The sequence below is a fragment of the Streptomyces sp. NPDC050211 genome, assembly GCF_040656035.1.
Lineage (GTDB): Bacteria > Actinomycetota > Actinomycetes > Streptomycetales > Streptomycetaceae > Streptomyces.
The window spans coordinates 158,644-177,302 of record NZ_JBFALC010000011.1; the positions used below are offsets into that span (position 1 = coordinate 158,644).

Sequence of the window (18,659 nt, forward strand, 5' to 3'; positions counted from 1 at the left end):
GCGATCACACGAGGAGCGCGCCATGCACGCCATCCGCCTGCACACCTTCGGCCCGGCCGAGAACCTCAGCTACGAAGAGGTCACGGACCCGCTGCCGGGCCCGGGCCAGGTCCGTATCGCCGTGAAAGCGGCCGGAGTCCACCTCCTCGACACCGCCCTGCGCGAGGGCATGCCCGGGCCCGCGACCGAGACCGCGCCCCTGCCCACCATCCCCGGCCGCGAGGTCGCCGGTGTCGTCGAGTCCCTCGGCGAGGGTGTCGCGGCGCTGTGGCTCGGCAAGCGCGTGGTCGCCCACCTCGGATTCGCGCCCGGTGGCTACGCCGAACTGGCCGTCACCGATGTCGACCGCGTCCACGAGATCCCCGAGCGCCTGGACTTCGCGCAGGCCGTCGCCATGATCGGCACGGGCCGTACGACGATGGGAATCCTGCAGTTCACCGAGCTGGGCCCCGACTCGGTGGCCGTGATCCCCGCGGCGGCCGGCGGCATCGGCACCCTGCTCGTGCAGTACGCCCGGAACGCCGGCGCCACCGTGATCGGCCTCGCGGGCGGCCCGGAGAAGGTCGTGCGCGTGCAGGCGAACGGCGCCGATCTCGCCGTCGACTACAAGGACCCCGCCTGGCCGGACAAGGTCCGCGCCTACCTGGGCGGACGGGGAGCGACCGTCGTCTTCGACGGGGTCGGCGGCGACGTCGCCCGCGCGGCCGTCGACCTGCTCGGACCCGGCGGACAGCACATCGTCTTCGGCTGGTCCGGCGAGGGGATCCACGACGGCAGCCCGTACGTCGTCGAAGGCGTGACCGAGCAGGTCCTCGGGCCCGTGATGATGCAGAAGGCGGGCGGCCCCAACCCCATACACACCCTCGAACTGCGCGCCCTCGCCGAGGCCGCCGAAGGCCGCCTCATCCCGGCCGTACACCGCTTCCCGCTCACCGAGGCCACCGCCGCACACCGCGCGCTGGAGAACCGCGGAACCACCGGAAAGGTCGTACTGGAGCCATGAACAGGAAGACCCGCCACACAGGTGAACCCACGGGCGCCGACCCCCGTCGCTGGTGGGGCCTGGTGGTCATCGCCCTCGCTCAGGTGATGGTCGTCCTGGACGCGACCATCGTGAACATCGCGCTCCCTTCCGCGCAGAGCGACCTCGGCATGACGGACGGCAACCGACAGTGGGTGATCACCGCCTACACCCTGGCCTTCGGCGGTCTGCTGCTGCTCGGCGGCCGGATCGCCGACCTGGTGGGCCGCAAGCGCACCTTCGTGATCGGGCTCGTCGGCTTCGCCGCCGCCTCCGCGATCGGCGGGGCCGCCACCACCGCGGGCATGCTGTTCGGCGCCCGTGCGCTGCAGGGCGTCTTCGCCGCCGTACTCGCCCCGTCCGCGCTCTCCCTGCTGACCACCACCTTCACCGACCCGAAGGAGCGGGCGAAGGCCTTCGGGATCTACGGCGCTCTCGCGGGCAGCGGTTCGGCGATCGGCTTCATCGTCGGCGGGCTGCTGACCGAGTACCTGGACTGGCGTTGGTGCCTGTACGTCAACGTGCCCATCGCCGTAGCCGCCGTCTTCGGCGCGTTCGCCCTGCTGCACGACCGGCCCGGCCACGCGGGCGCCCGCCTCGACGTGCCCGGTGTACTGCTGGGCTGCGGCGGCCTGGTCGCGATCGTCTACGGCTTCAGCGAGGCCGAGCCGCGCGGCTGGACGGACGGTCTGGTGCTGACGCTGATCGCGGCAGGTGTCGTACTCCTGGCCGCCTTCGTGTGGTGGCAGAACCGGGCGCCCATGCCGCTGCTGCCGCTGCACATCCTCAGGGACCGCAACCGCGCGGGCTGCTTCCTGACCATGGCGCTCGCCGTCATCGGCATGTTCGGGCTGTTCCTGTTCATGACGTACTACCTCCAGGCCATCCTCGGCTACTCACCCGTGAAGACCGGCCTCGCCTTCCTGCCGCTGACCGCCGCGATCATCGTCGGCTCCACCCAGATCTCGGCCCGGCTGCTGGACCACGTACCGCCGCGCATGCTGATGGCTCCCGGCATGGTGCTGGCGGCGGGCGGCATGGTGATCCTCACGCAGATGACGGTGAATTCCTCGTACACCACCGAGATCCTGCCCGCACTGCTCCTGATGGGCCTCGGCATGGGCCTGACCTTCATGCCGGTGTTCGCCACGGCGACCGCGGGCGTCGCCCCGCAGGACTCCGGCGTGACCTCGGCGACCGTCAACACCTCGCAGCAGGTGGGCGGTTCGATCGGTACGGCGCTGCTGAACACGATCGCGACGACGAGCAGCGCGGCCTATGTCACCGCCCACCTCACCGACCCCTCCCAGCGGGACCTGGTGATACGGGAGGGCGTCGTCCACGGCTACACAGTCGCCATCTGGTGGGCCGCCGGCATCATGCTCCTGGCAGCCCTGGTCGCGGCCTCGATGGTGACGGCAAAGGCCCCGAAACACGGCACGCCGACGCAGGCGCCGGTACCGGAATCAGTGGCCCACTGAGCTGCGGGCATGCGTGCCGCCTGGGGCGATGGGGGTCCCCCCGCTCGAGCGAAGCCGAGAGTGGGGGAGGGTGGGCGCAGGCGGCACCCCGTCAGCGCCGGGCTGCGCGACCCACCCCCGCCCAGCCCCCACGCACGGTCACCGCGCCGCACGCCCCCGCCCGGTCACCGCCCCGCAACCCGATCCGCCCACCGAGCCAGCCGCGACGTCTCCCCGCTCCGCATCATCGCCTCCCGCCGATCAGCCGCCCGATACGTCGCGTACATCCCCTGCATCCCCAGCCAACGCAACGGCTCCGGCTCCCACTTGCGCACCTTGTGCCCGACCCACGGCAGATCGGTGAGCTCGGTCCGCCCGCCCTGCCCGGAGTCCTGCTGCACCAGATCCCGCAGTGTCCGCGCGGCAAGATTCGCGGTGGCGACGCCCGAGCCGACGTAACCGCCCGCCCAGCCGATCCCCGTCGACCGGTCCAGCGTGACGCCGGCGCACCAGTCGCGCGGCACGCCCAGCACCCCGGACCAGGCATGCTCGATCCGCACTCCGGCCAGCGACGGGAAGAACCGCACGAGGATCTCCCGCAGCGCCTCGATGGTCGTCTCCTGCGTCCGCCCGTCGTTGTCGGTCCGCGATCCGAACCGGTACGGCACTCCACGCCCGCCCAGCGCGATCCGTCCGTCGGCGGTGCGCTGCGCGTACATATAGGCGTGCGCCATGTCGCCCAGCGTCTCGCGCCCGTCCCAGCCGACCGACGCCCACTGCTCGTCGGTGAGCGGCACGGTCGCGATCATCGACGAGTTCATCGGCAGCCAGGTCCTCTTCTGGCCCTTGAGCCCGGCCGTGAACCCCTCGGTGCAGCGCAGCACATACGGCGCCCGGACCGTCCCGTACGGCGTCACCGCGTGCTTCGGCCGAATCTCCGTCACCGGCGTCCGCTCGTACACGCTCACCCCGAGCGCCTCGACGGCCGCCGCCAGCCCCTTCACCAGCTTGACCGGATGCACCCGCGCCCCATGGGGCGTCCAGCTCGACCCGACGGCATCCATCACCCGGATCCGCTCGGCGGTCTCGCGGGCGCCGTACAGCTCGCGGTCCTTCTCGCCGTACGACATCTCGCGCTCATGGAATGCCTTCAGCCGCGCCAACTGGGCGGGCCCGAGGGCGACTTCGAGGACCCCGCCGCGATGAATGTCCGCGTCGATCCCTTCCGCCGTGGCGACCTCGACGACCTCGCTCACGGTGTCGTTCATGGCCCGCTGCAGTCGTACGGCGGCCTCGTGGCCGTGCAGTTTCGCGTACCGGTCGCGCCCCGCGATCCCGTTGTAGAGCCACCCGCCGTTCCGCCCCGAGGCCCCGTAGCCGCAGAACTTCTGCTCCAGGACGGTGATACGCAGGAACGGCGCCACCTTCTTCAAGTAGTACGCCGTCCACAGTCCCGTATAACCGCCGCCGACGATCACGACATCCGCCGACGCGTCACCGGCGAGCGGCTCCCGTACCGCCGGGAGTCCGTCGTCCGCGTACCAGAAGGAGATACCGCCGTTTGTGGCACCGCTTGCCGAGCTGCTCATGGCGAGGACATTAATTCGCGTGAGCCGATTCCCCCACGCCAGTACGGTCACAAGGTGATCGACATTCCGCAGGAGCTCGCCGCATCACAGCAGATGTACAACGGGGAAGCGGGCCGCGCCTTCATCGCCGGACTCCCGGACCTGACGGCCGACTTCCTGGACCGCTGGCAGCTGACGGTCGACGGACGGCCGATGCACGGTGTCTCAGCCCTTGTCCTGCCCGTCATCCGCGCGGACGGCACGGCAGCCGTCCTGAAGCTGCAACTCCTCGACGAGGAGAGCGAGGGCGAACCGGTCGCGCTGCGCATCTGGAACGGCGACGCGGCGGTACGGCTCCTCGACCACGACCCGGCCACCGGCACGATGCTCCTCGAACGCCTCGACGAGACCCGCATGCTGTCGCACCTCGGCGACACCCGCGAGGCCGTACTGATCATCGCCCGGCTGCTGGCCCACCTGACGTCCGTCCCGGCACCGCACGGCATGCGCCGGCTCGGCGACATCGCCCGGGCCATGCTGGACCAGACCCCCTGGGCGCTCCAGCGGATCCCCGACCCGGAGGCCCGCCGCCTGGTCGCCGACTGCGCGTCCGCCGTACGCGAGGTCGTGAACGAACCCGGCGACCGCCTCCTCCACTGGGACCTGCACGACGAGAACGTCCTCGCCTCCGCCCGCGCCCCCTGGCTCGCCATCGACCCCAAACCGCTGTCCGGCGACCCCGGCTTCGAACTGTGGCCCGCCCTCGACAACCGCTTCGCCGCCGACGAGATCGTCTGGCGCTTCGACGCGATGACGGACGTCCTCGGCCTGGACCGGGCACGCGCGCGTGCCTGGACCCTGGGCAGGCTGCTCCAGAACACCCTCTGGGACATCGAGGACGAACGCCCGCTGGAGGAGCGGCAGTTGGAAATCGCCAGGCGCCTGCGGAACCACCCTGGTTAACCTCGCCCCATGATTCGCCCCGCGACCCCCGCCGACATCCCCGTCATCCACACCCTGATCCGCGAACTCGCCGAGTACGAGAAGGCCCCGCACGAGGCCAAGGCCACCGAGGAGCAGCTCCACGACGCCCTGTTCGGCGACCACCCCGCCGCCCACGCCCACATCGCCGCCGACGACACGACGGGCGACCCGGTGGGCTTCGCCCTCTGGTTCCTCAACTTCTCCACCTGGCGCGGCGTCCACGGCATCTACCTGGAAGACCTCTACGTCCGCCCCACCGCCCGCGGCGCCGGCCATGGCAAGGCCTTGCTCACCGAACTGGCCCGCCTGTGCGTGACCCGCGGCTACGGCCGCCTGGAATGGTCCGTCCTCAACTGGAACCGCCCCGCGATCGACTTCTACGAGTCCCTGGGCGCCCGCCCTCAGGACGAGTGGACGGTGTACCGGCTGACGGACGAGGCCCTGACGAAGCTGGGGGCCTAACCGGCCGATCCCCCGATCGCGGCGATCCCCGCCCCGACCGTACGCCTCAGCTCCCGCGGATCCGCCCCGGCCCGCGAGCGCAGATTGACCCCGTACGCGAGCAGCGCCAGCAGGTCGGCCGCGGCGTCGAGGTCGGTGTCGGGGCCGAGTTCGCCGCGGGTGCGGGCCTGGCCGAGGGCGGAGTGCATCGCGTCCCGCAGCTGCCGGTGGTGCCGTTCGAGGAGGTCGAGGACTTCCGGGTCGCCGTTCTCGGCACCGGCGTGCGCGTTGGCGACCATGCAGCCCCAGCGCGCGTACTCGCCCGAGCAACGGACCTGGATCAGCCCGTCGAAGAAGTCGGACACGGCCGCCAGCCCTCGCCCGTCCTCGGCGAGGTGGCGGAACGCCGGCCGGGAGTGGGTGTCGACGTACCGGCGCAGCGCGGCCCGGTAGAGATCCTGCTTGCCGCCGAACGTGGCGTACAGGCTGGAGCGGTTGAGCCCGGTCGCCGCCACGACGTCCTGGATGCCGGTCGAGGCCACGCCCTGCCGCCAGAACAGCCGCACCACCGTCTCCAGGGCCGTGTCCGGGTCGAAGTGCTTGATGTCCGGCATGGTTCCTCCGCCATCTTGAACTGACGGTTCCAAGATACGCCGTGAGGGACTATCTTGAAACGTACGTTCCAAGATGAGGCCAGATACCGCACGCGGCACCCCTCACCCAGAAGGAATCCGATGACCCTCGAGGCCGAACTCCGCACGCTCTTCCTCAACCGCCACACCCGCATCCCCGCCGAAGCCCTGGAGATCATGGACCGCAGGAGCCGCGAACTGGCCGAGTCCGGCCAGGCGGACCGCGCCCTGACGGCGGGCGACCGAGCCCCCGCCTTCCACCTCCCCACCGCAGCGGGCGGGACGGTCGCCCTGACCGACCTCCTGGCCGACGGCCCGGTGGTCCTGACCTTCTACCGCGGCGCCTGGTGCCCGTACTGCAACCTCGCCCTGCGAGCCCTCCAGCGCATCCACTCCGACATCACCGCACACGGCGCCCAGCTGGTCGCCGTCTCCCCGCAGATCCCCGACGAGTCCCTCTCCCTCGCCGAGAAGCACGGCCTCGCCTTCCACGTCCTCAGCGACCTCGGCTCGGACGTCGCCAAGCAGTACGGCCTCGCCTTCGACCTCCCCGACGACCTCGCCGCCCTCTACGACAGCTTCGGCTTCGACCTCCAGCGCGTGAACGCGGGCCACGCCCGCACCCTCCCGCTCCCCGCGACATACGTCATCGACCGCGCCGGCACGATCCGCTGGGCGTTCGTGAACACGGACTACGAGAAGCGGGCGGAACCGCAGGACATCCTGGGGGCGCTCTCCCGTTACACAGCGTCCTGACGCGGCCACGCGTCAGGAACCGCGTGGCTCGGAGAAACGCGCTCTGTGTACAGTGGTGCCGCCTTCGCGTACGGCATCGTTGTACGCGCTGCCTCCTTAGCTCAGATGGCCAGAGCGGGTCACTTGTAATGATCAGGTCGTCGGTTCGAGTCCGACAGGGGGCTCCATGAATATGGACAACCAGCCCGGTGAGCCCCATGAGAGCCACCGGGCTGTGCCTTGGCCGTCGCTTCGGTAGCCGCGTACGCCTCCTACGTTCACCAGAGGGCGTTGCCCTCCAGGGCGTCGTACCCGTACGCCGCTTCCCTGGACGCAACCCATGAGCCCGCCGCCTTGCGTGAATTCCGGTGTGTGGCGGCCGCTTTTTGTGGGGCGAACGACCGGCACACCCAGTGACCGGGCCGGGCTACCGTGCTCGTCGTATCGGGCTGCGACAGTCCTCCTCACAGGTCGAACTGTCGCATGCAGGAACTGAACTCGCACACACGAAAAAGGACTGCATGTGAAACGCGTATCCACGAAGCTCCGCAAGCGGATCGGAGTCTTGGGAGCCTCGGCGGCCGTCCTCGCCGGCGGTCTGACGGCCAGCCCGATCATGACCGGGGCGGCACACGCCGCGTACGGCACCTGCAATACCGTTCACAAATACGATCCGCCGAATCTCGGGCCCGAAAACTATCGCCCGGTACCCGCCCGCACGGGCAACGGGACCGACTGCTACATGGGCTACCACGAGGGTTCCACGTCGGCGGTCAAGGCTCTTCAGAAGGCCATCCTGACGTGCCACGACGGCACCTGGGCCGCCAACCAGATCAGGAACTCCGGTGGCGCCGACGGCATTTACGGAGCCGGCACGGTCGCGGCCGTCGAGTCGCTCCAGAAACGGTTCGGACTCACGGCCGACGGCGTCTACGGCCCCAAGACCCGGGACAAGCTGAAGTGGCCCCTCTATTACAACGATCGAGCGCTCGACTTCTGTGAGAAGGTCTGAGAATTACCGAGCGGCTTCCGATTAGCGTCTCGGCGCGGGTTTAACCGGTGGGTGTGGGTGATACCGGCCTGCGCGACCCGCGCCAGAGGAGCCTGGCAGCATCAGGCGCATGGACTACTGGCCCTACCCGCCGGCTGAGGCGGACCGTCTCGACCTTCGACAGCGAGCGCACCGAAACGCAGTACATCCTCTTCGACGGCCACCGGCCCACATCGGCGTTCACCGACCCCGCCTGGTTCGGCCACCGCGATCTGCACCTGTACATCCCGTGGGGCTACAAGATCCTGCGGATGGCCCAGAAGGTGGCCCTCCACCGCCATGGTGACCTCGTACGGGAATGGCCGGTGCTGCACCGCGACCCTCGCGTCGACCCGGTGGACCCGCCCGCCGGCGAGACGCTGTACCTGGACAACTGGCGGCGCGGCGTCTGCGGATACCGGATCCTGACCTCGCCGACCACGATGACCGCCGCCGAGGACGCCTACGACTACGCCGCAGCGACCGAGATGGCCCGCGCCGCATCGCGAACCGAGGGCCGCGCTCTGGTGGTGTACATGTACGACGCCGAGGACTGGCACTGAGTACGGGCGACGTCAGCGCCGCCGCACGGGCCGGCGTCACGCTCAGGCAGCCAGGAACTCCCGGGCGGCCGCCGCCCCCGCCGCGGCGTCCCAGCCGCCCTTCCCGATCACGGCCGTCACCTGCGCTTCCGTCACGTCGCCGTCTGCTGCGATGAGTGCGTCGATGGCGTCCGCAGGAGGCTCCGCCCCGCCGAGTCCCGGCGCTCCCCGGGTGTGCGAGACGACGCTCTTGTGGATGCGGTCGGCATTCAGGGCGGGCAGGCCGACGCTGAGGAAGCCGTCCGCTAGGTCGTACTCGGCACGCTGCCACCGGGCGCCGTCGAAGCCGTACACAAAGCCCACGTACTCGTCCGACGCCATCACCTGGGACACCACCGGCCGCCACCAGTCGGGCGCCCCGGCGAGCAGGTCGGTCTCGTCCTCGCCGAAATACTCCGCCGCGGGGCCGTAGTACGTATCCGAATACTCATGGTCGTTGCCCAGCATGACCGCACGGCCCTCGCCGACGTGGTGCAGGTCCACCCAGTTGCCGCCGCCGTCGTCGAAGTGCCAGACGGAGCCGCGCGCGTAGCACCCGGATCCCCACCCTCGAGCCGCGCACACCGCGGCGAATGCCGCCCAGCGGCCCCGCATCCGTGCCGGCGCGGGCAGGTCGAGCGTCACAAGTCCCATGGTGGAGTCCGCCTCTCCGAGTCTGCCGTCGTCCCGGCGACGTTTCGGCGCCGCCCATTCAAGCGCGCACCTCTGACAGTCACCCCCGGTCCACTGCCAGGTCAGCCTTCGGCCGGCCTGGTCGAGGCCGCGTAATCGGCGGGTGTCTGGCCGTACCGCTTCTTGAAGGCGCGGATGAAGTGGCTGCTGTCGGCGAAGTGCCAGTGGGCGGCGAGTTCGGAGACACTCGGCCGCCGTCCGGACGGGGCGGTGAGGGCGAGGCGGGCTTCTTCCAGCCGCCGCCCGCGGATGTAGGCGGCCACGGACTCTCCCGTCGCGGCGAACGCCCGCTGCAAGGTACGTACGGAGACGTTGAGTTGACGAGCCAGCATCGCCGGAGACAGTTCGGGATCGGCGAGATGGATGTTGGCGAGGTCCTTCGCGGCCTGGGCGAGCGCGGGAGCCAGTCGGGGTTCCACGTCGTCGAACTGGCCCTGCACCACCGCCTTGGCCAGCTCGATCAGAGTGCTGTGAGCGGCGTGCACACCGGCCGGGCCGAGTTCGTCGATGGTCGCGTGGACCATGTTCGTGTGGGCCACCAGCAGGCGCACCTCGGCCGAGTCCGCCGGGCCGGTGATGATCCGGTTCCCGAGCACGGGGCTGAGCCTTGCGGCGGGCAGAGCGAGGATCTTCGTCGTCGTGTGCGGCGCCGTCTCGAATGCATAGGGCCGTACGAAGTGGCGAAGGCGAAACTGCCCGGCCGACACCGTGTGTTCGCCGCGATCAGGCGGGTCGTCCAACGTCCATGTGCCGCGCCGCACCACGTGCATCACCACCGCGTCGTGATCGTCACCCGGGGTGCCCGCGAGGGCTGACACGCTGCGGACATCGGCGATGGCCACGTCGTGCACCTTGGCGGCGCGGCCCTTGACCCGGAGGTCACCAATCGTGGCCGGACTGAAGCTCGGCAGTTGGAAGACATCGCCGATCTGCGTCTCCCATACGTGCCGTAAGGCGTCGAACCCGCGCGACCCGACGCCCGCGCTGGTGGAATCCAGTAAGAACGCCCCGCGCGACCCCTTCGCCTCCGGTGCGGCGTTGTTCATCGTCTGCCTCCCTGCGCTCCGACAACGTTGTCTCGTGGCGCGGATGTTCCGTTCTGATGCCGCTGTGGTTCAAGGTCGCGCCGCGGCGACCTTCCTAAGCTTCGGCGGGAGGAGCAAACCCAGGGCGGTTCCGGGTGCTTCGCACAAAATGAGGACAAAGAGGAGAGTGCTGATGAACCCGCCGACGCCGAAGCCGACAGACGTCATGTTGCAGATGACGGGAGGCTTTCAGGTCTCCCAGGCCGTCTATGTCGTGGCCAAGCTGGACCTGGCAACGATGCTGGACGAGGCCGGGGGCCCGCTCACGGTGAGCGAACTGGCGGAGAAATCCGGCGCGAAGGCCGAGCCCCTGCGCCGACTGCTGCGCACGCTCGCCTCGATGGGGTTGTTCGTCCTCGACGGCGACCGAGTGTCCCTGACACCCATAGGCGCGACGCTGTCCCGCAACGCCGCCGATTCGGTGCACGCGGTGGCGCTCATGTGGATGGAGACCCACTACGCGCCCTTCAGCGATCTGCTCCACACGCTCAGAACGGGCGAGCCCGCCGCGGACCACTACCTCGGCAAGCCCTTCTTCGACTGGCTGACCGAAGACCCGGACCGAACGCGGCAGTTCAGCGATGCGATGGCCTCGGTCACCAACGGCTTCCGCACCAGTATGTTCGACGACTACGCACTGCCCGCCGGTGAGCTCATCGCCGACCTCGGCGGAGCCGACGGCACCGTCCTGGTCGAACTCATCAAGGATCTGCCCCACCGCCGGGGGATCGTCTTCGACCTCCCCGCGATGACGCCGGCGGCGCGGTCCAACATCGCCGCCCGAGGGCTCGACGGCCGGGTCGAGGTCGTCGCCGGTGACTTCTTCGACAGCGTGCCCGCCGCGGACATCTACGTGCTCAGCTACATCCTTCACGACTGGGACGACGCCGCCTCCGTCAGCCTGCTCCAGTCAGCGGCCAAGGCGGGTGGGCCGGGTGCTCGGGTGCTGATCGTCGAGGCTGTGATGCCGGACGGCGACGAGCCGCACGTGGCCAAGACGATCGACCTCACCATGCTCGCCATGGGCTCCGGGAAGGAACGCACCCGGGCGGAGTACGAGTCGCTGCTGAACGCCGCCGGCATCAGCATCGACAGGGTCGTACCGACGTCGACTCCCTACTCGATCATCGAGGCGACGGTCAGCTGAGCGCGAGCGCAGCCAGGGCGCACGGGCGCCCTGGCTGCCGTATCGCCAGACGGTCAGCGCGTCACCACGGGACGACCCCGTCGGCACCGAGAAACTGTCCGGTCGGCCCGTCCGGGCCAAGAAGAGCGACCCTGGCGACGATCGCGGCTGCCTGGGCCGCCGGCTGCCCCACCTGCCCACCCATCATGTCGGTCGCGGTCAGACCCGGGTCGACGCAATTGATCCGCATAGCCGGGTACGCCTTGGCGTACTGCACGGTGAACATGTTGAGGGCCGCCTTGGAAGCGCGGTACACATCCTGCGGGTAGGCGGTGAACTCGTCGTCCGGATCGGCCGATTTGGCCAACGAGCCAATGCTGCTGGTCACGTTGACCACCGCCGGCCGCGCCGACTCCGCCAGGAGAGGCAGAAAGGCCGTCGTGACGCGTACGACTCCGAAGACATTGGTGTCGAAAACCTGGTGCACGAGGTCGGACGTGAGGTCTCCGATGTGCGTCGGCGGTTCCAGCACGCCCGCGTTGTTGACCAGGACGTCGAGTCGGCCGATGGTCGCGGCGGCAGCTCGGGCAGAGGCGTCATCGGTGACGTCGAGCCGTACGAATCGCCCGCCCAGCTCGCCGGCGGCGCGCTCCCCTCGGGCCTTGTCCCGACAGCCCATCCACACGGTGTGCCCCTCGGCGATGAGGGCTCGGGCCGTCTCGTAGCCAATTCCCCGATTGGCGCCGGTGATGAGAATTATTGACATGGCATTCTCCTGAACCCCCTGGTCAGATGGCCTCGAGTTCCATGGCGAAGTAGCCGCCGCCGACGGGGTAGGTCCTTCCGCGGTGCCAGCAAGTGGCCGCGAATAGCGTGTCGAACTCATCCAGGTCTCGCTCGATGCCGCCCGTGACACAGAGCATGGTCACGTCCGCGATCGTGGCGAAGTCGGGCTTGCCGATCTCCTGGTCGACGAGCATTTCCACGACCAGGGCGCGCCCGCCTTCGCCCGCCGCAGAACGGCAGTTGCGCAGGATCGTCGTACAGCGATCGTCGTCCCAGTCGTGGAGCACGGTCTTCAGGAGATAGAGATCCGCGCCGGGCACCTCAACGAAGAAGTCGCCCGGCACACCGGAGAAACGGTCGGACAGGCCCCGCCGTTCGGCCTGCCGGCTCGCATCCTCGATGGCGTGCGGCAGGTCGAGTACCTGGCCGTGCAGAGCGGGATTGGCCTCCATGAGTGCCAGTACGAGGTGTCCGTCGCCGCCACCAACGTCGACCGCGGTGGACAGGCCCTCGGTGTCGGCCTCGGCCAGAATGCCCTGCGTCACCATGCCGGCCAGGTCGCGCATGGAATCGGCGAACAGCTTGGCCTTGTCGGCCTTCTCGGGCCGCGCGTAGTAGTCGAAGACGTCCGCGCCCAACGCCTTCTTCGCCTGGCTCGCGCCCTGCCGCACCGCCTCGGGGAACAGGCTCCAGGGCTGCCAGTGCGACTCCCCGGCCTGAATCAACACCAAGGAACGCAGGGAGCCCGGCACGCCCGTACGCAGGAATTGCCCCCGCCCGGTCAGGCCGAAGCGCCCCGACCCTTCGTAGCTGAGCACTCCCAGCGAAGCGGCGGCACGCATCAGACGGAAGGTGGATCGCTCATGGCTGCCCTCGCGTTCGGCCACCTCCTTTGCCGTGCGTGCTCCATCGGCAACGTGGTCGGCGATGTTCAGTTCGGCAACCGCGTGCAGTGTCTGGAGGATCGCGCCGCCGGCGATCATCTGCATCAGGCTCGCGACATCCGCCGCCGGGTCGCCGGCGGCCTCGTCCGTTGCGCGTGTCGTGGTCAGGTCGGTCATGGAAGTCGTACCTCAGGCCTCTCGTCTCGCAGAGGCCTGCAATTTTGTTCGGGTTGGTGTGGGGGCGCTTGCAAATGAGCGACACATCGATGGGATTTCCGTGCCTTACGGCTCTGGGAGCTCACGCATTGAATCGCCGCGAGCCCGGCAGGCCGATCTTCAGACCTTCGTCAATTAAGCCCGCGTCAGCCCCTATTGAGCCGACGCCGCCGCAGAACAAGATCCCTCACACACCCTCATATCCCCGACGGGACACGGGATATCACCGGTGTGGAATAGCTTAGATCGCTACTGCTAGTGTTCGTTCAGTCACAGTAGGCAATCAGCCTCGACGTACATGTAGTGAAAGACCGAGGGTTCCATGCGCAAGCTTCAGCAGGTCATGATCGTCGCGGCCGCGGCCGGCAGCCTGACCGCCGTCGGTGCCGGTGCGGGCGCCACTGCCGCCTACGCCGACGGTGGCGGGCACGGCCACAAGTCCGACCGGCCGCACGTGTCCCACAAGCAGGCCCCCACCCGGGCGCAGGTGTCCGTCACCGACCTCTACCGGCCGTACCAGGAGTGCAGCCCGCAGACGGTGGCCGAGGGCGACCTCCCGATCGGCCTGCTCGGTCTCGCCGAGACCTTCGACACCACCTGCGGCCAGTTCAACAACGCCTTCACCGACTGAGGTCGACGCCTTCACGGGCCCCGAAGCACCAGCGCCTTCAGCAGGCCGGCCCTTCACTTCGTAAGCGAATTGGACCCCAGCGTCCCGGACATCGGCCGGACGCCGGGGTCCGCCTCTCCGACACCCCAGGACCCGGCGCGGCCGGTTCGCGGCGCACGACGCCCGGGGCACCCCTCACCAAGGAGACGCAACACATGTTCAACGGAAAGAAGATCGCGGCCGTCTCGGGGATTCTCGGCGGCCTCGCCATGACCTTCGTCGGCGTCACCCACGCATCCGCGGCAGGCGGCCCGGGCGTCTGCACACTCGACGCCGAGGGCAGCATCGTCTGCACCCAGCGGATCGTGGGCCAGACGCCCGAGGGTGACGGGTTCACCGTCCGCCGGAGCGTGAACTGCCAGCCGACGGAACCCCTGACCCTGCCCGCTCCCGGCCTGCTGAACAACGGGCAGACGCGGATCGGGCCGCACATCACCTGTGCCGGCCCGACGTCCGAGGCGCCGGCCGTCGACACCAGCAGCGACAACCGCACGGCGCTGCAACGCCTGCTGGGCGGCTGACCCCCCGTCAGCCTCCTCAACTCCCCTACGGCGGATGGCCGGACCAGGTCGACCTGGTCCGGCCATCCGCCGTTTCGGCAAACGGGTGACCGCGCCCCACTGGCCGTAACTCCCCCTCGGGGAACCGTCGTTGCCACAACGACGCCGGCTCTCTCACCCCTCTCCAAGCCCATGGCAATAGGCGGAGGAAAGGGGTGCCTCGGCATGAGCCGACACGACACACAGAAGGGCAATAGATCCCAAATTGCTACGGTTAGCGTGTATATGCTCACACTAAGTAGTCAAGCCAGGGCTTCACGCCCCGGAAAGAAAGGGTCAATTCAATGCGCAAGTTTCAGCGCGTTGCGGTCGTAGCCGCAGCGGTCGCAGGGCTGTCCGCCTTCGGTGCCGGCGCCGGCACGGCCTCCGCCCACGAGGGCGGCTGGGACGGACCGGACATCACCGCGGTGGCGACCTCGCAGGCCAACGCCGTGGCCACGTGGGGCGCTCCGTACGGAAAGCACTCCGCTCCGCACCGGGCTGCCGCGCCTCAGGCCGCTCCCCAGGCCGCTCCTCAGCCTGCCCCGCAGGCCGCTCCGCAGGCCGCCCCCCAGGCCGCTCCGTACGCTCCCCAGTACGCCGCGCCGGAGGGCTTCGGCGAGTACTCCGCTCCCTACATCGCCAAGTAAAGAAGCGCCGGGAGTTCGATGCGCGAATTTCAGGGCACTGCGATTGTCGTCATGACAGCGGCGGGGCATATCGCCTCGGAGCGTCACGGCAGGCGCATCGAATTTCATCGGAACACTTTATGCACATCACACGATGTGAAGGCAGCCCGGACGCGCGGCAGACCCACCAGGGTGCGCGGCCGGGCTGCGGCAATGCCATCGCCGGACGCAGCTGACATCGCGCCGGGCGATGGCTCTGGCATTTCGGATCCGCAAAGGAACGCAGCACATGATCGGTCGACAGAAGATCGCCACCATCTCGGGGCTCGTCGGAACCCTCGCCGTGATCTACGGCGGCGCCGGGCAGGTGTACGCCGCGGTGCCCTCGAATGATTGCAAGACCTCCGCCCAGGGTGACATCACGTGCGTTCGCAAGAGCGAGACCCTCCACAAGGGCAAGGACGGCACTGTCGTCCAGCAGAAGCACGACTGCTCGACGGTCGAACGGCCGCGCCTGGTGTTCCCCCAGCACGGGGTGGGGAACAGCGGGACCACGAGGGTCGGACCGGTCGTGGAGTGCTCCAACAATGTGCCGTTGCCCAAGGGGTTCAAGCTGCCTAAATTCGATTTCTGAGAGGCGATCGAAAAATGCCGGACCGGGATGTTCTCCCGGTCCGGCATTTTTCAGGGGAAGGGATCAGCCCTTACCGCCCTTGGTGCCTTACTTGCCACCGAAGGTGTTGTTGCAGCCCATGGACGAGCCCAGGCCGGTCTCCTGCGCGCCCGGGTTGCCCTCACCGTTCAGCAGGTTGCCGGCCGCACCGTCGAGGATGCCGACCTGGCCGAGGACGCTGACGTTGGCGTCGTGCGACTTGCAGGTCGTGCTCTGCGCGACGTTGAGGGTCGGGCTGCTCTTGCGGCCTTCGTGGTGGCTGCCGTGGTGGCCCCGATCGCCCGAACTCCAGCCGCCCGGACCGCCGTCGGCGTAGGCGGTACCGGCACCCAGGAGCCCGACGCTGCCGAGAGCGGCGACCAGGACGGCGGCCTTGCGGAGCTTGTGCATGTTCATCTCCGATGGAGTGAAGTGGTGCGATCTGTAACAGATCGGCTTCGTACGGTTACAGAGGGTAATAGGAAGAATTTTGGCACACTCGGCGGCACGCCGAATTCAGGGAATTCTCACCACCTTGGCCGATGCCAGTGAATTCCCTTTACTCAATATTAAATAGCAATATCAGTGCGCCATGCAAAAGGCCCCGGCACCGAGCCTGAGCTCGGTGCCGGGGCCTGTTTTCCGGCCGTCGGCCGCCTGTGCGACCGTCGCGCGATTAGAACGCGCTGTTGTTGCAGCCCATGGACGAGCCCAGGTGGGTGTCCTGACCACCCGAGTTGCCCTCGCCGTTGAGCGCGTTGCCCAGCAGGCCGTTGAGGACGCCGACCTGGCCGAGGACGTCGAGGTTCAGGTCGTGCGACTTGCAGTTGGAGCTCTGCAGGACGCTGAACTTGCCCCCGTCCTTGCCGCCGTGACCGTCTTGACCGTTGGCGCTGGCGGTGCCGGCGCCCAGGATGCCGACGCTGCCGAGGGCGACGACCACAACGGCGGCCTTGCGAAGCTTGTGCATGTCATCTCCGGTGGAGTGAGGTGTGGGTTCGATCTGTAAAAGATCGACTTCGTACAGTTACGGGAGGTTAATACGAAGTATCCCGGTATGTCCGGCGACGCGCCGGGTTTACCGATCGCGTGACGGAAGCACCCTGACGCCGCATCAGATACGAACGGGCCCTTGACGAGGTGATCCTCGAAGGGCCCGTTGCGGGTCGATCAGCTGACGTTCGGTCTGCTCAGGCGGACGGCCGCCCGTGCCGCCCTAGCGCGTGGTGGTGGCGCGGGCGTGGGCGAGGGAGTTTGCCTGGCTGTTGGTCTGACCGCAGTCGATGCCGCGGTTCTCGGCGGCGGCGAGTACGGCGACCGGGACAGCAGCGTTGAGCAGGGACTGCGGGCTGCACTCCTGGGACGGGCGGAAGAGGTTGGTCTGGCCGACCTCACCCTGCCCCGGGCCCGTGTGCGGGGCCGCCTGCGGGGAGATGTTCGGGCTGAGCTTCGGGTTGAACTGGGGGTTGACCTGCGGGCTGACGTCGGCGCCCCGCGTCGGGAGAGCCATCCGCCGCGGGGCCGACGAGCCGGAGTTCTGCGACGTGGCCTGCGCGGAGGTCATCGAGGTGGCCTGGGCGTCCTGCTGCGAAACCGGCGGCGGCGCACCGTTGTACGCCACAGGGGCGGAGTAGCTGGGGCCGGCACCGACGGTGGACAGACCTCCGGCTGCTGCGACGACGAGCGCGACTTGCTGAAGCTTGCGCATGAAACCTCGGCCCTTCATTGACCTGTGCACGGAACGTATTGCGTTGCTGATGACCAGTGCGGCTGTTGCTGGAACGAGCCAAGTGCGGCGCCAGTCACGTGAGTCGGGGTGTGGTCACCCATTTGCTGCGACCAAAAAACAGAACCGATAATCCGACCGTTGGCAAATGAGTGACGGTGTTTCTCACCCCGTGACCAGGCCGGGGGAAATTTCGTTGCCAGCTGAGAGAGGGCAGCGATCATGAATCAGGGAGGGCAATTGGGATCGGCTGTCGGCTCCGGCGTGAAGTCCACATGACAGCCCAGGAGTTACCCCTGTTAGGGCGCAGCACGAACATCAGACTGATCGCACGCAAGACTGCACTGAATACAACGGATTTTCCCTGTACAGGTAATGAAGGGCCGAGGGGTTCCATGCGCAAGCTTCACAAGGCCGCGCTCGTCGTAGCAACGGCCGGCGGTCTGTCCGCCATCGGCGCCGGCGTCAGCCATGCCGACTCTCCCGGGTACGGCGGTGTCAGCGCGGCGCCTCCTCCCCCGTACTACCCGGCACCTCAGTACTACGCCCCGGCGCCCGCGCCCCAATATCAGGCGCCGCCGCCGCAGTACTACGCACCGGCACCCGCCCCCCAGTACCAGGCGCCGCCGCCGCAGTACTACGCACCCGCGCCCGCCCCCCAGTACCAGGCGCCCCCTCCGCAGGCCTCGGCGGTGGCCCGTTCGCAGGGCACGGCGGAGGTCAGCGGTCCGCAGTCCTACGCCCAGCCGGCGCCCCACTACGCACCTCCGGCGCCCGCCCCAGCCCCGCACCACAGCGGTCAGGCCTCCGCCGTCGCCACGTCGACCGGCAACGCGCAGGCCTCCAGCTCACCGCACGGCTCGCACCACGCCCCCGCCCAGCAGCCGGAGGTCGTACCGCAGGTCTCCCCGCAGACGGCGCCGCAGGTCACTCCGAAGGTCGCCCCGCAGCTCGACGTACCGCAGGTCTTCGAGCCGGAGCCCGCGCCGCGCGTCGCCCCGCAGGTGAACCCGCAGTTCAACCCTGAGGTGAACCCGCTCATCAACCCGCTGATCGCGCCGACCGGCGGCACACCGCAGGTGCCCGGGCTCGGCCTCGGTCAGGTAGCGGCGCCGCCCGTGGGTCAGTTGGGTCTGCCCCGACTCGGCTGATCGCGTCACCGCAGTTCGTCATTCCGCTCGTTCAGTTCATCCGCTCGTTC

22 protein-coding genes and 1 tRNA gene are annotated in these 18,659 nt (G+C 68.8%); 14 read left to right on the plus strand and 9 right to left on the minus strand.

Annotation, left to right across the window (positions count from 1 at the left end):
• Nucleotides 1–22: 22 nt before the first annotated feature.
• The gene (locus AB0I98_RS14680; protein WP_362940547.1) at nucleotides 23–1,003 is read left to right on the plus strand and encodes a zinc-binding dehydrogenase; all 981 of its coding nucleotides are present in this window, start codon (nucleotides 23–25) and stop codon (nucleotides 1,001–1,003) included.
• Nucleotides 1,000–2,502: an MFS transporter gene (locus AB0I98_RS14685; protein ID WP_362940550.1), complete on the plus strand. Its 1,503-nt coding sequence runs from the start codon at nucleotides 1,000–1,002 to the stop codon at nucleotides 2,500–2,502. Before AB0I98_RS14680 ends, AB0I98_RS14685 begins: the two co-directional genes overlap by 4 nt.
• A gap of 164 nt (nucleotides 2,503–2,666) precedes the next feature.
• Here the strand turns inward: AB0I98_RS14685 and AB0I98_RS14690 are convergent, their stop codons facing one another.
• Nucleotides 2,667–4,070 (minus strand): FAD-dependent oxidoreductase, encoded by a 1,404-nt coding sequence (locus AB0I98_RS14690; protein ID WP_362940553.1) that lies wholly within the window; start codon nucleotides 4,068–4,070, stop codon nucleotides 2,667–2,669.
• 54 nt (nucleotides 4,071–4,124) lie between these two features.
• Here AB0I98_RS14690 and AB0I98_RS14695 point away from each other — a divergent pair, with 54 nt between their 5' ends.
• Together AB0I98_RS14695 and AB0I98_RS14700 are read left to right on the plus strand one after the other, a co-directional pair.
• Nucleotides 4,125–5,012 carry an aminoglycoside phosphotransferase family protein gene (locus AB0I98_RS14695; RefSeq protein WP_362940556.1) on the plus strand — a complete coding sequence of 296 codons (888 nt, stop codon included), beginning with the start codon at nucleotides 4,125–4,127 and terminating at the stop codon, nucleotides 5,010–5,012.
• A gap of 9 nt (nucleotides 5,013–5,021) precedes the next feature.
• Nucleotides 5,022–5,495 (plus strand): GNAT family N-acetyltransferase, encoded by a 474-nt coding sequence (locus AB0I98_RS14700; protein ID WP_362940559.1) that lies wholly within the window; start codon nucleotides 5,022–5,024, stop codon nucleotides 5,493–5,495.
• Here AB0I98_RS14700 and AB0I98_RS14705 read toward each other — a convergent pair.
• Entirely contained in the window at nucleotides 5,492–6,088 is a 597-nt protein-coding gene (locus tag AB0I98_RS14705) for a TetR/AcrR family transcriptional regulator (RefSeq protein WP_362940562.1), read from the minus strand. The two genes, AB0I98_RS14700 and AB0I98_RS14705, sit on opposite strands and share 4 nt — an antisense overlap.
• Nucleotides 6,089–6,208: 120 nt before the next feature.
• Here AB0I98_RS14705 and AB0I98_RS14710 point away from each other — a divergent pair, with 120 nt between their 5' ends.
• The 4 genes from AB0I98_RS14710 (at nucleotide 6,209) to AB0I98_RS14725 (ending at nucleotide 8,434) form a co-directional block, all read left to right on the plus strand.
• Nucleotides 6,209–6,862, plus strand: a complete 654-nt coding sequence (locus AB0I98_RS14710; protein WP_362940565.1) for a peroxiredoxin-like family protein — start codon at nucleotides 6,209–6,211, stop codon at nucleotides 6,860–6,862.
• Nucleotides 6,863–6,952: 90 nt separating this feature from the next.
• Nucleotides 6,953–7,029, plus strand: a tRNA-Thr gene (locus AB0I98_RS14715).
• 335 nt (nucleotides 7,030–7,364) lie between these two features.
• Nucleotides 7,365–7,853: a peptidoglycan-binding domain-containing protein gene (locus AB0I98_RS14720; RefSeq protein WP_362940568.1), complete on the plus strand. Its 489-nt coding sequence runs from the start codon at nucleotides 7,365–7,367 to the stop codon at nucleotides 7,851–7,853.
• Between the two features lie 53 nt (nucleotides 7,854–7,906).
• Entirely contained in the window at nucleotides 7,907–8,434 is a 528-nt protein-coding gene (locus tag AB0I98_RS14725; RefSeq protein WP_362940571.1) for a hypothetical protein, read from the plus strand.
• Between the two features lie 42 nt (nucleotides 8,435–8,476).
• Here AB0I98_RS14725 and AB0I98_RS14730 read toward each other — a convergent pair whose 3' ends face one another.
• Together AB0I98_RS14730 and AB0I98_RS14735 are read right to left on the minus strand one after the other, a co-directional pair.
• Nucleotides 8,477–9,106, minus strand: a complete 630-nt coding sequence (locus AB0I98_RS14730; RefSeq protein WP_362940574.1) for a proteophosphoglycan 5 — start codon at nucleotides 9,104–9,106, stop codon at nucleotides 8,477–8,479.
• A 101-nt stretch (nucleotides 9,107–9,207) separates the two neighbouring features.
• Entirely contained in the window at nucleotides 9,208–10,191 is a 984-nt protein-coding gene (locus tag AB0I98_RS14735) for a helix-turn-helix domain-containing protein (protein WP_362940577.1), read from the minus strand.
• Nucleotides 10,192–10,363: 172 nt separating this feature from the next.
• Here AB0I98_RS14735 and AB0I98_RS14740 point away from each other — a divergent pair, with 172 nt between their 5' ends.
• Entirely contained in the window at nucleotides 10,364–11,377 is a 1,014-nt protein-coding gene (locus AB0I98_RS14740; RefSeq protein WP_362940580.1) for a methyltransferase, read from the plus strand.
• A gap of 61 nt (nucleotides 11,378–11,438) precedes the next feature.
• On the opposite strand, the gene AB0I98_RS14745 is transcribed toward AB0I98_RS14740, so the two are convergent.
• On the minus strand, nucleotides 11,439–12,122 hold the full coding sequence (locus tag AB0I98_RS14745) for an SDR family NAD(P)-dependent oxidoreductase (protein ID WP_362940583.1): 684 nt from the start codon (nucleotides 12,120–12,122) through the stop codon (nucleotides 11,439–11,441).
• A gap of 22 nt (nucleotides 12,123–12,144) precedes the next feature.
• Nucleotides 12,145–13,203 carry a methyltransferase gene (locus AB0I98_RS14750; protein ID WP_362940586.1) on the minus strand — a complete coding sequence of 353 codons (1,059 nt, stop codon included), beginning with the start codon at nucleotides 13,201–13,203 and terminating at the stop codon, nucleotides 12,145–12,147.
• Between the two features lie 361 nt (nucleotides 13,204–13,564).
• Between AB0I98_RS14750 and AB0I98_RS14755 the strand changes: the two genes are divergently transcribed.
• From AB0I98_RS14755 to AB0I98_RS14770, 4 genes are all read left to right on the plus strand, one after another.
• Complete coding sequence (locus AB0I98_RS14755) at nucleotides 13,565–13,873, plus strand: hypothetical protein (protein ID WP_155058054.1); 309 nt, start codon at nucleotides 13,565–13,567, stop codon at nucleotides 13,871–13,873.
• Between the two features lie 194 nt (nucleotides 13,874–14,067).
• Nucleotides 14,068–14,433, plus strand: coding sequence for a hypothetical protein (locus tag AB0I98_RS14760; RefSeq protein WP_362940589.1), 366 nt, complete (start codon nucleotides 14,068–14,070; stop codon nucleotides 14,431–14,433).
• A 323-nt stretch (nucleotides 14,434–14,756) separates the two neighbouring features.
• Nucleotides 14,757–15,101, plus strand: a complete 345-nt coding sequence (locus AB0I98_RS14765; RefSeq protein ID WP_362940592.1) for a hypothetical protein — start codon at nucleotides 14,757–14,759, stop codon at nucleotides 15,099–15,101.
• 268 nt (nucleotides 15,102–15,369) lie between these two features.
• Nucleotides 15,370–15,714 carry a hypothetical protein gene (locus tag AB0I98_RS14770; RefSeq protein ID WP_362940595.1) on the plus strand — a complete coding sequence of 115 codons (345 nt, stop codon included), beginning with the start codon at nucleotides 15,370–15,372 and terminating at the stop codon, nucleotides 15,712–15,714.
• 87 nt (nucleotides 15,715–15,801) lie between these two features.
• Here the strand turns inward: AB0I98_RS14770 and AB0I98_RS14775 are convergent, their stop codons facing one another.
• From AB0I98_RS14775 to AB0I98_RS14785, 3 genes are all read right to left on the minus strand, one after another.
• Nucleotides 15,802–16,143 (minus strand): hypothetical protein, encoded by a 342-nt coding sequence (locus AB0I98_RS14775; protein ID WP_362940598.1) that lies wholly within the window; start codon nucleotides 16,141–16,143, stop codon nucleotides 15,802–15,804.
• Between the two features lie 265 nt (nucleotides 16,144–16,408).
• The gene (locus tag AB0I98_RS14780) at nucleotides 16,409–16,702 is read right to left on the minus strand and encodes a hypothetical protein (protein ID WP_362940600.1); all 294 of its coding nucleotides are present in this window, start codon (nucleotides 16,700–16,702) and stop codon (nucleotides 16,409–16,411) included.
• 246 nt (nucleotides 16,703–16,948) lie between these two features.
• Nucleotides 16,949–17,440 carry a hypothetical protein gene (locus tag AB0I98_RS14785; protein WP_362940602.1) on the minus strand — a complete coding sequence of 164 codons (492 nt, stop codon included), beginning with the start codon at nucleotides 17,438–17,440 and terminating at the stop codon, nucleotides 16,949–16,951.
• A 413-nt stretch (nucleotides 17,441–17,853) separates the two neighbouring features.
• Here AB0I98_RS14785 and AB0I98_RS14790 point away from each other — a divergent pair, with 413 nt between their 5' ends.
• The gene (locus AB0I98_RS14790) at nucleotides 17,854–18,609 is read left to right on the plus strand and encodes a hypothetical protein (RefSeq protein ID WP_362940604.1); all 756 of its coding nucleotides are present in this window, start codon (nucleotides 17,854–17,856) and stop codon (nucleotides 18,607–18,609) included.
• Nucleotides 18,610–18,659: the final 50 nt, after the last annotated feature.

Bases quoted from the DNA above. Each gene is read 5' to 3' on its own strand.
- AB0I98_RS14680 (WP_362940547.1), top strand. From the start codon at position 23: ATGCACGCCATCCGCCTGCACACCTTCGGCCCGGCCGAGAACCTCAGC.
- AB0I98_RS14685 (WP_362940550.1), top strand. From the start codon at position 1,000: ATGAACAGGAAGACCCGCCACACAGGTGAACCCACGGGCGCCGACCCC.
- AB0I98_RS14690 (WP_362940553.1), bottom strand. From the start codon at position 4,070: ATGAGCAGCTCGGCAAGCGGTGCCACAAACGGCGGTATCTCCTTCTGG.
- AB0I98_RS14700 (WP_362940559.1), top strand. From the start codon at position 5,022: ATGATTCGCCCCGCGACCCCCGCCGACATCCCCGTCATCCACACCCTG.
- AB0I98_RS14705 (WP_362940562.1), bottom strand. From the start codon at position 6,088: ATGCCGGACATCAAGCACTTCGACCCGGACACGGCCCTGGAGACGGTG.
- AB0I98_RS14710 (WP_362940565.1), top strand. From the start codon at position 6,209: ATGACCCTCGAGGCCGAACTCCGCACGCTCTTCCTCAACCGCCACACC.
- AB0I98_RS14730 (WP_362940574.1), bottom strand. From the start codon at position 9,106: ATGGGACTTGTGACGCTCGACCTGCCCGCGCCGGCACGGATGCGGGGC.
- AB0I98_RS14735 (WP_362940577.1), bottom strand. From the start codon at position 10,191: ATGAACAACGCCGCACCGGAGGCGAAGGGGTCGCGCGGGGCGTTCTTA.
- AB0I98_RS14740 (WP_362940580.1), top strand. From the start codon at position 10,364: ATGAACCCGCCGACGCCGAAGCCGACAGACGTCATGTTGCAGATGACG.
- AB0I98_RS14745 (WP_362940583.1), bottom strand. From the start codon at position 12,122: ATGTCAATAATTCTCATCACCGGCGCCAATCGGGGAATTGGCTACGAG.
- AB0I98_RS14750 (WP_362940586.1), bottom strand. From the start codon at position 13,203: ATGACCGACCTGACCACGACACGCGCAACGGACGAGGCCGCCGGCGAC.
- AB0I98_RS14755 (WP_155058054.1), top strand. From the start codon at position 13,565: ATGCGCAAGCTTCAGCAGGTCATGATCGTCGCGGCCGCGGCCGGCAGC.
- AB0I98_RS14760 (WP_362940589.1), top strand. From the start codon at position 14,068: ATGTTCAACGGAAAGAAGATCGCGGCCGTCTCGGGGATTCTCGGCGGC.
- AB0I98_RS14765 (WP_362940592.1), top strand. From the start codon at position 14,757: ATGCGCAAGTTTCAGCGCGTTGCGGTCGTAGCCGCAGCGGTCGCAGGG.
- AB0I98_RS14770 (WP_362940595.1), top strand. From the start codon at position 15,370: ATGATCGGTCGACAGAAGATCGCCACCATCTCGGGGCTCGTCGGAACC.
- AB0I98_RS14775 (WP_362940598.1), bottom strand. From the start codon at position 16,143: ATGCACAAGCTCCGCAAGGCCGCCGTCCTGGTCGCCGCTCTCGGCAGC.
- AB0I98_RS14780 (WP_362940600.1), bottom strand. From the start codon at position 16,702: ATGCACAAGCTTCGCAAGGCCGCCGTTGTGGTCGTCGCCCTCGGCAGC.
- AB0I98_RS14785 (WP_362940602.1), bottom strand. From the start codon at position 17,440: ATGCGCAAGCTTCAGCAAGTCGCGCTCGTCGTCGCAGCAGCCGGAGGT.
- AB0I98_RS14790 (WP_362940604.1), top strand. From the start codon at position 17,854: ATGCGCAAGCTTCACAAGGCCGCGCTCGTCGTAGCAACGGCCGGCGGT.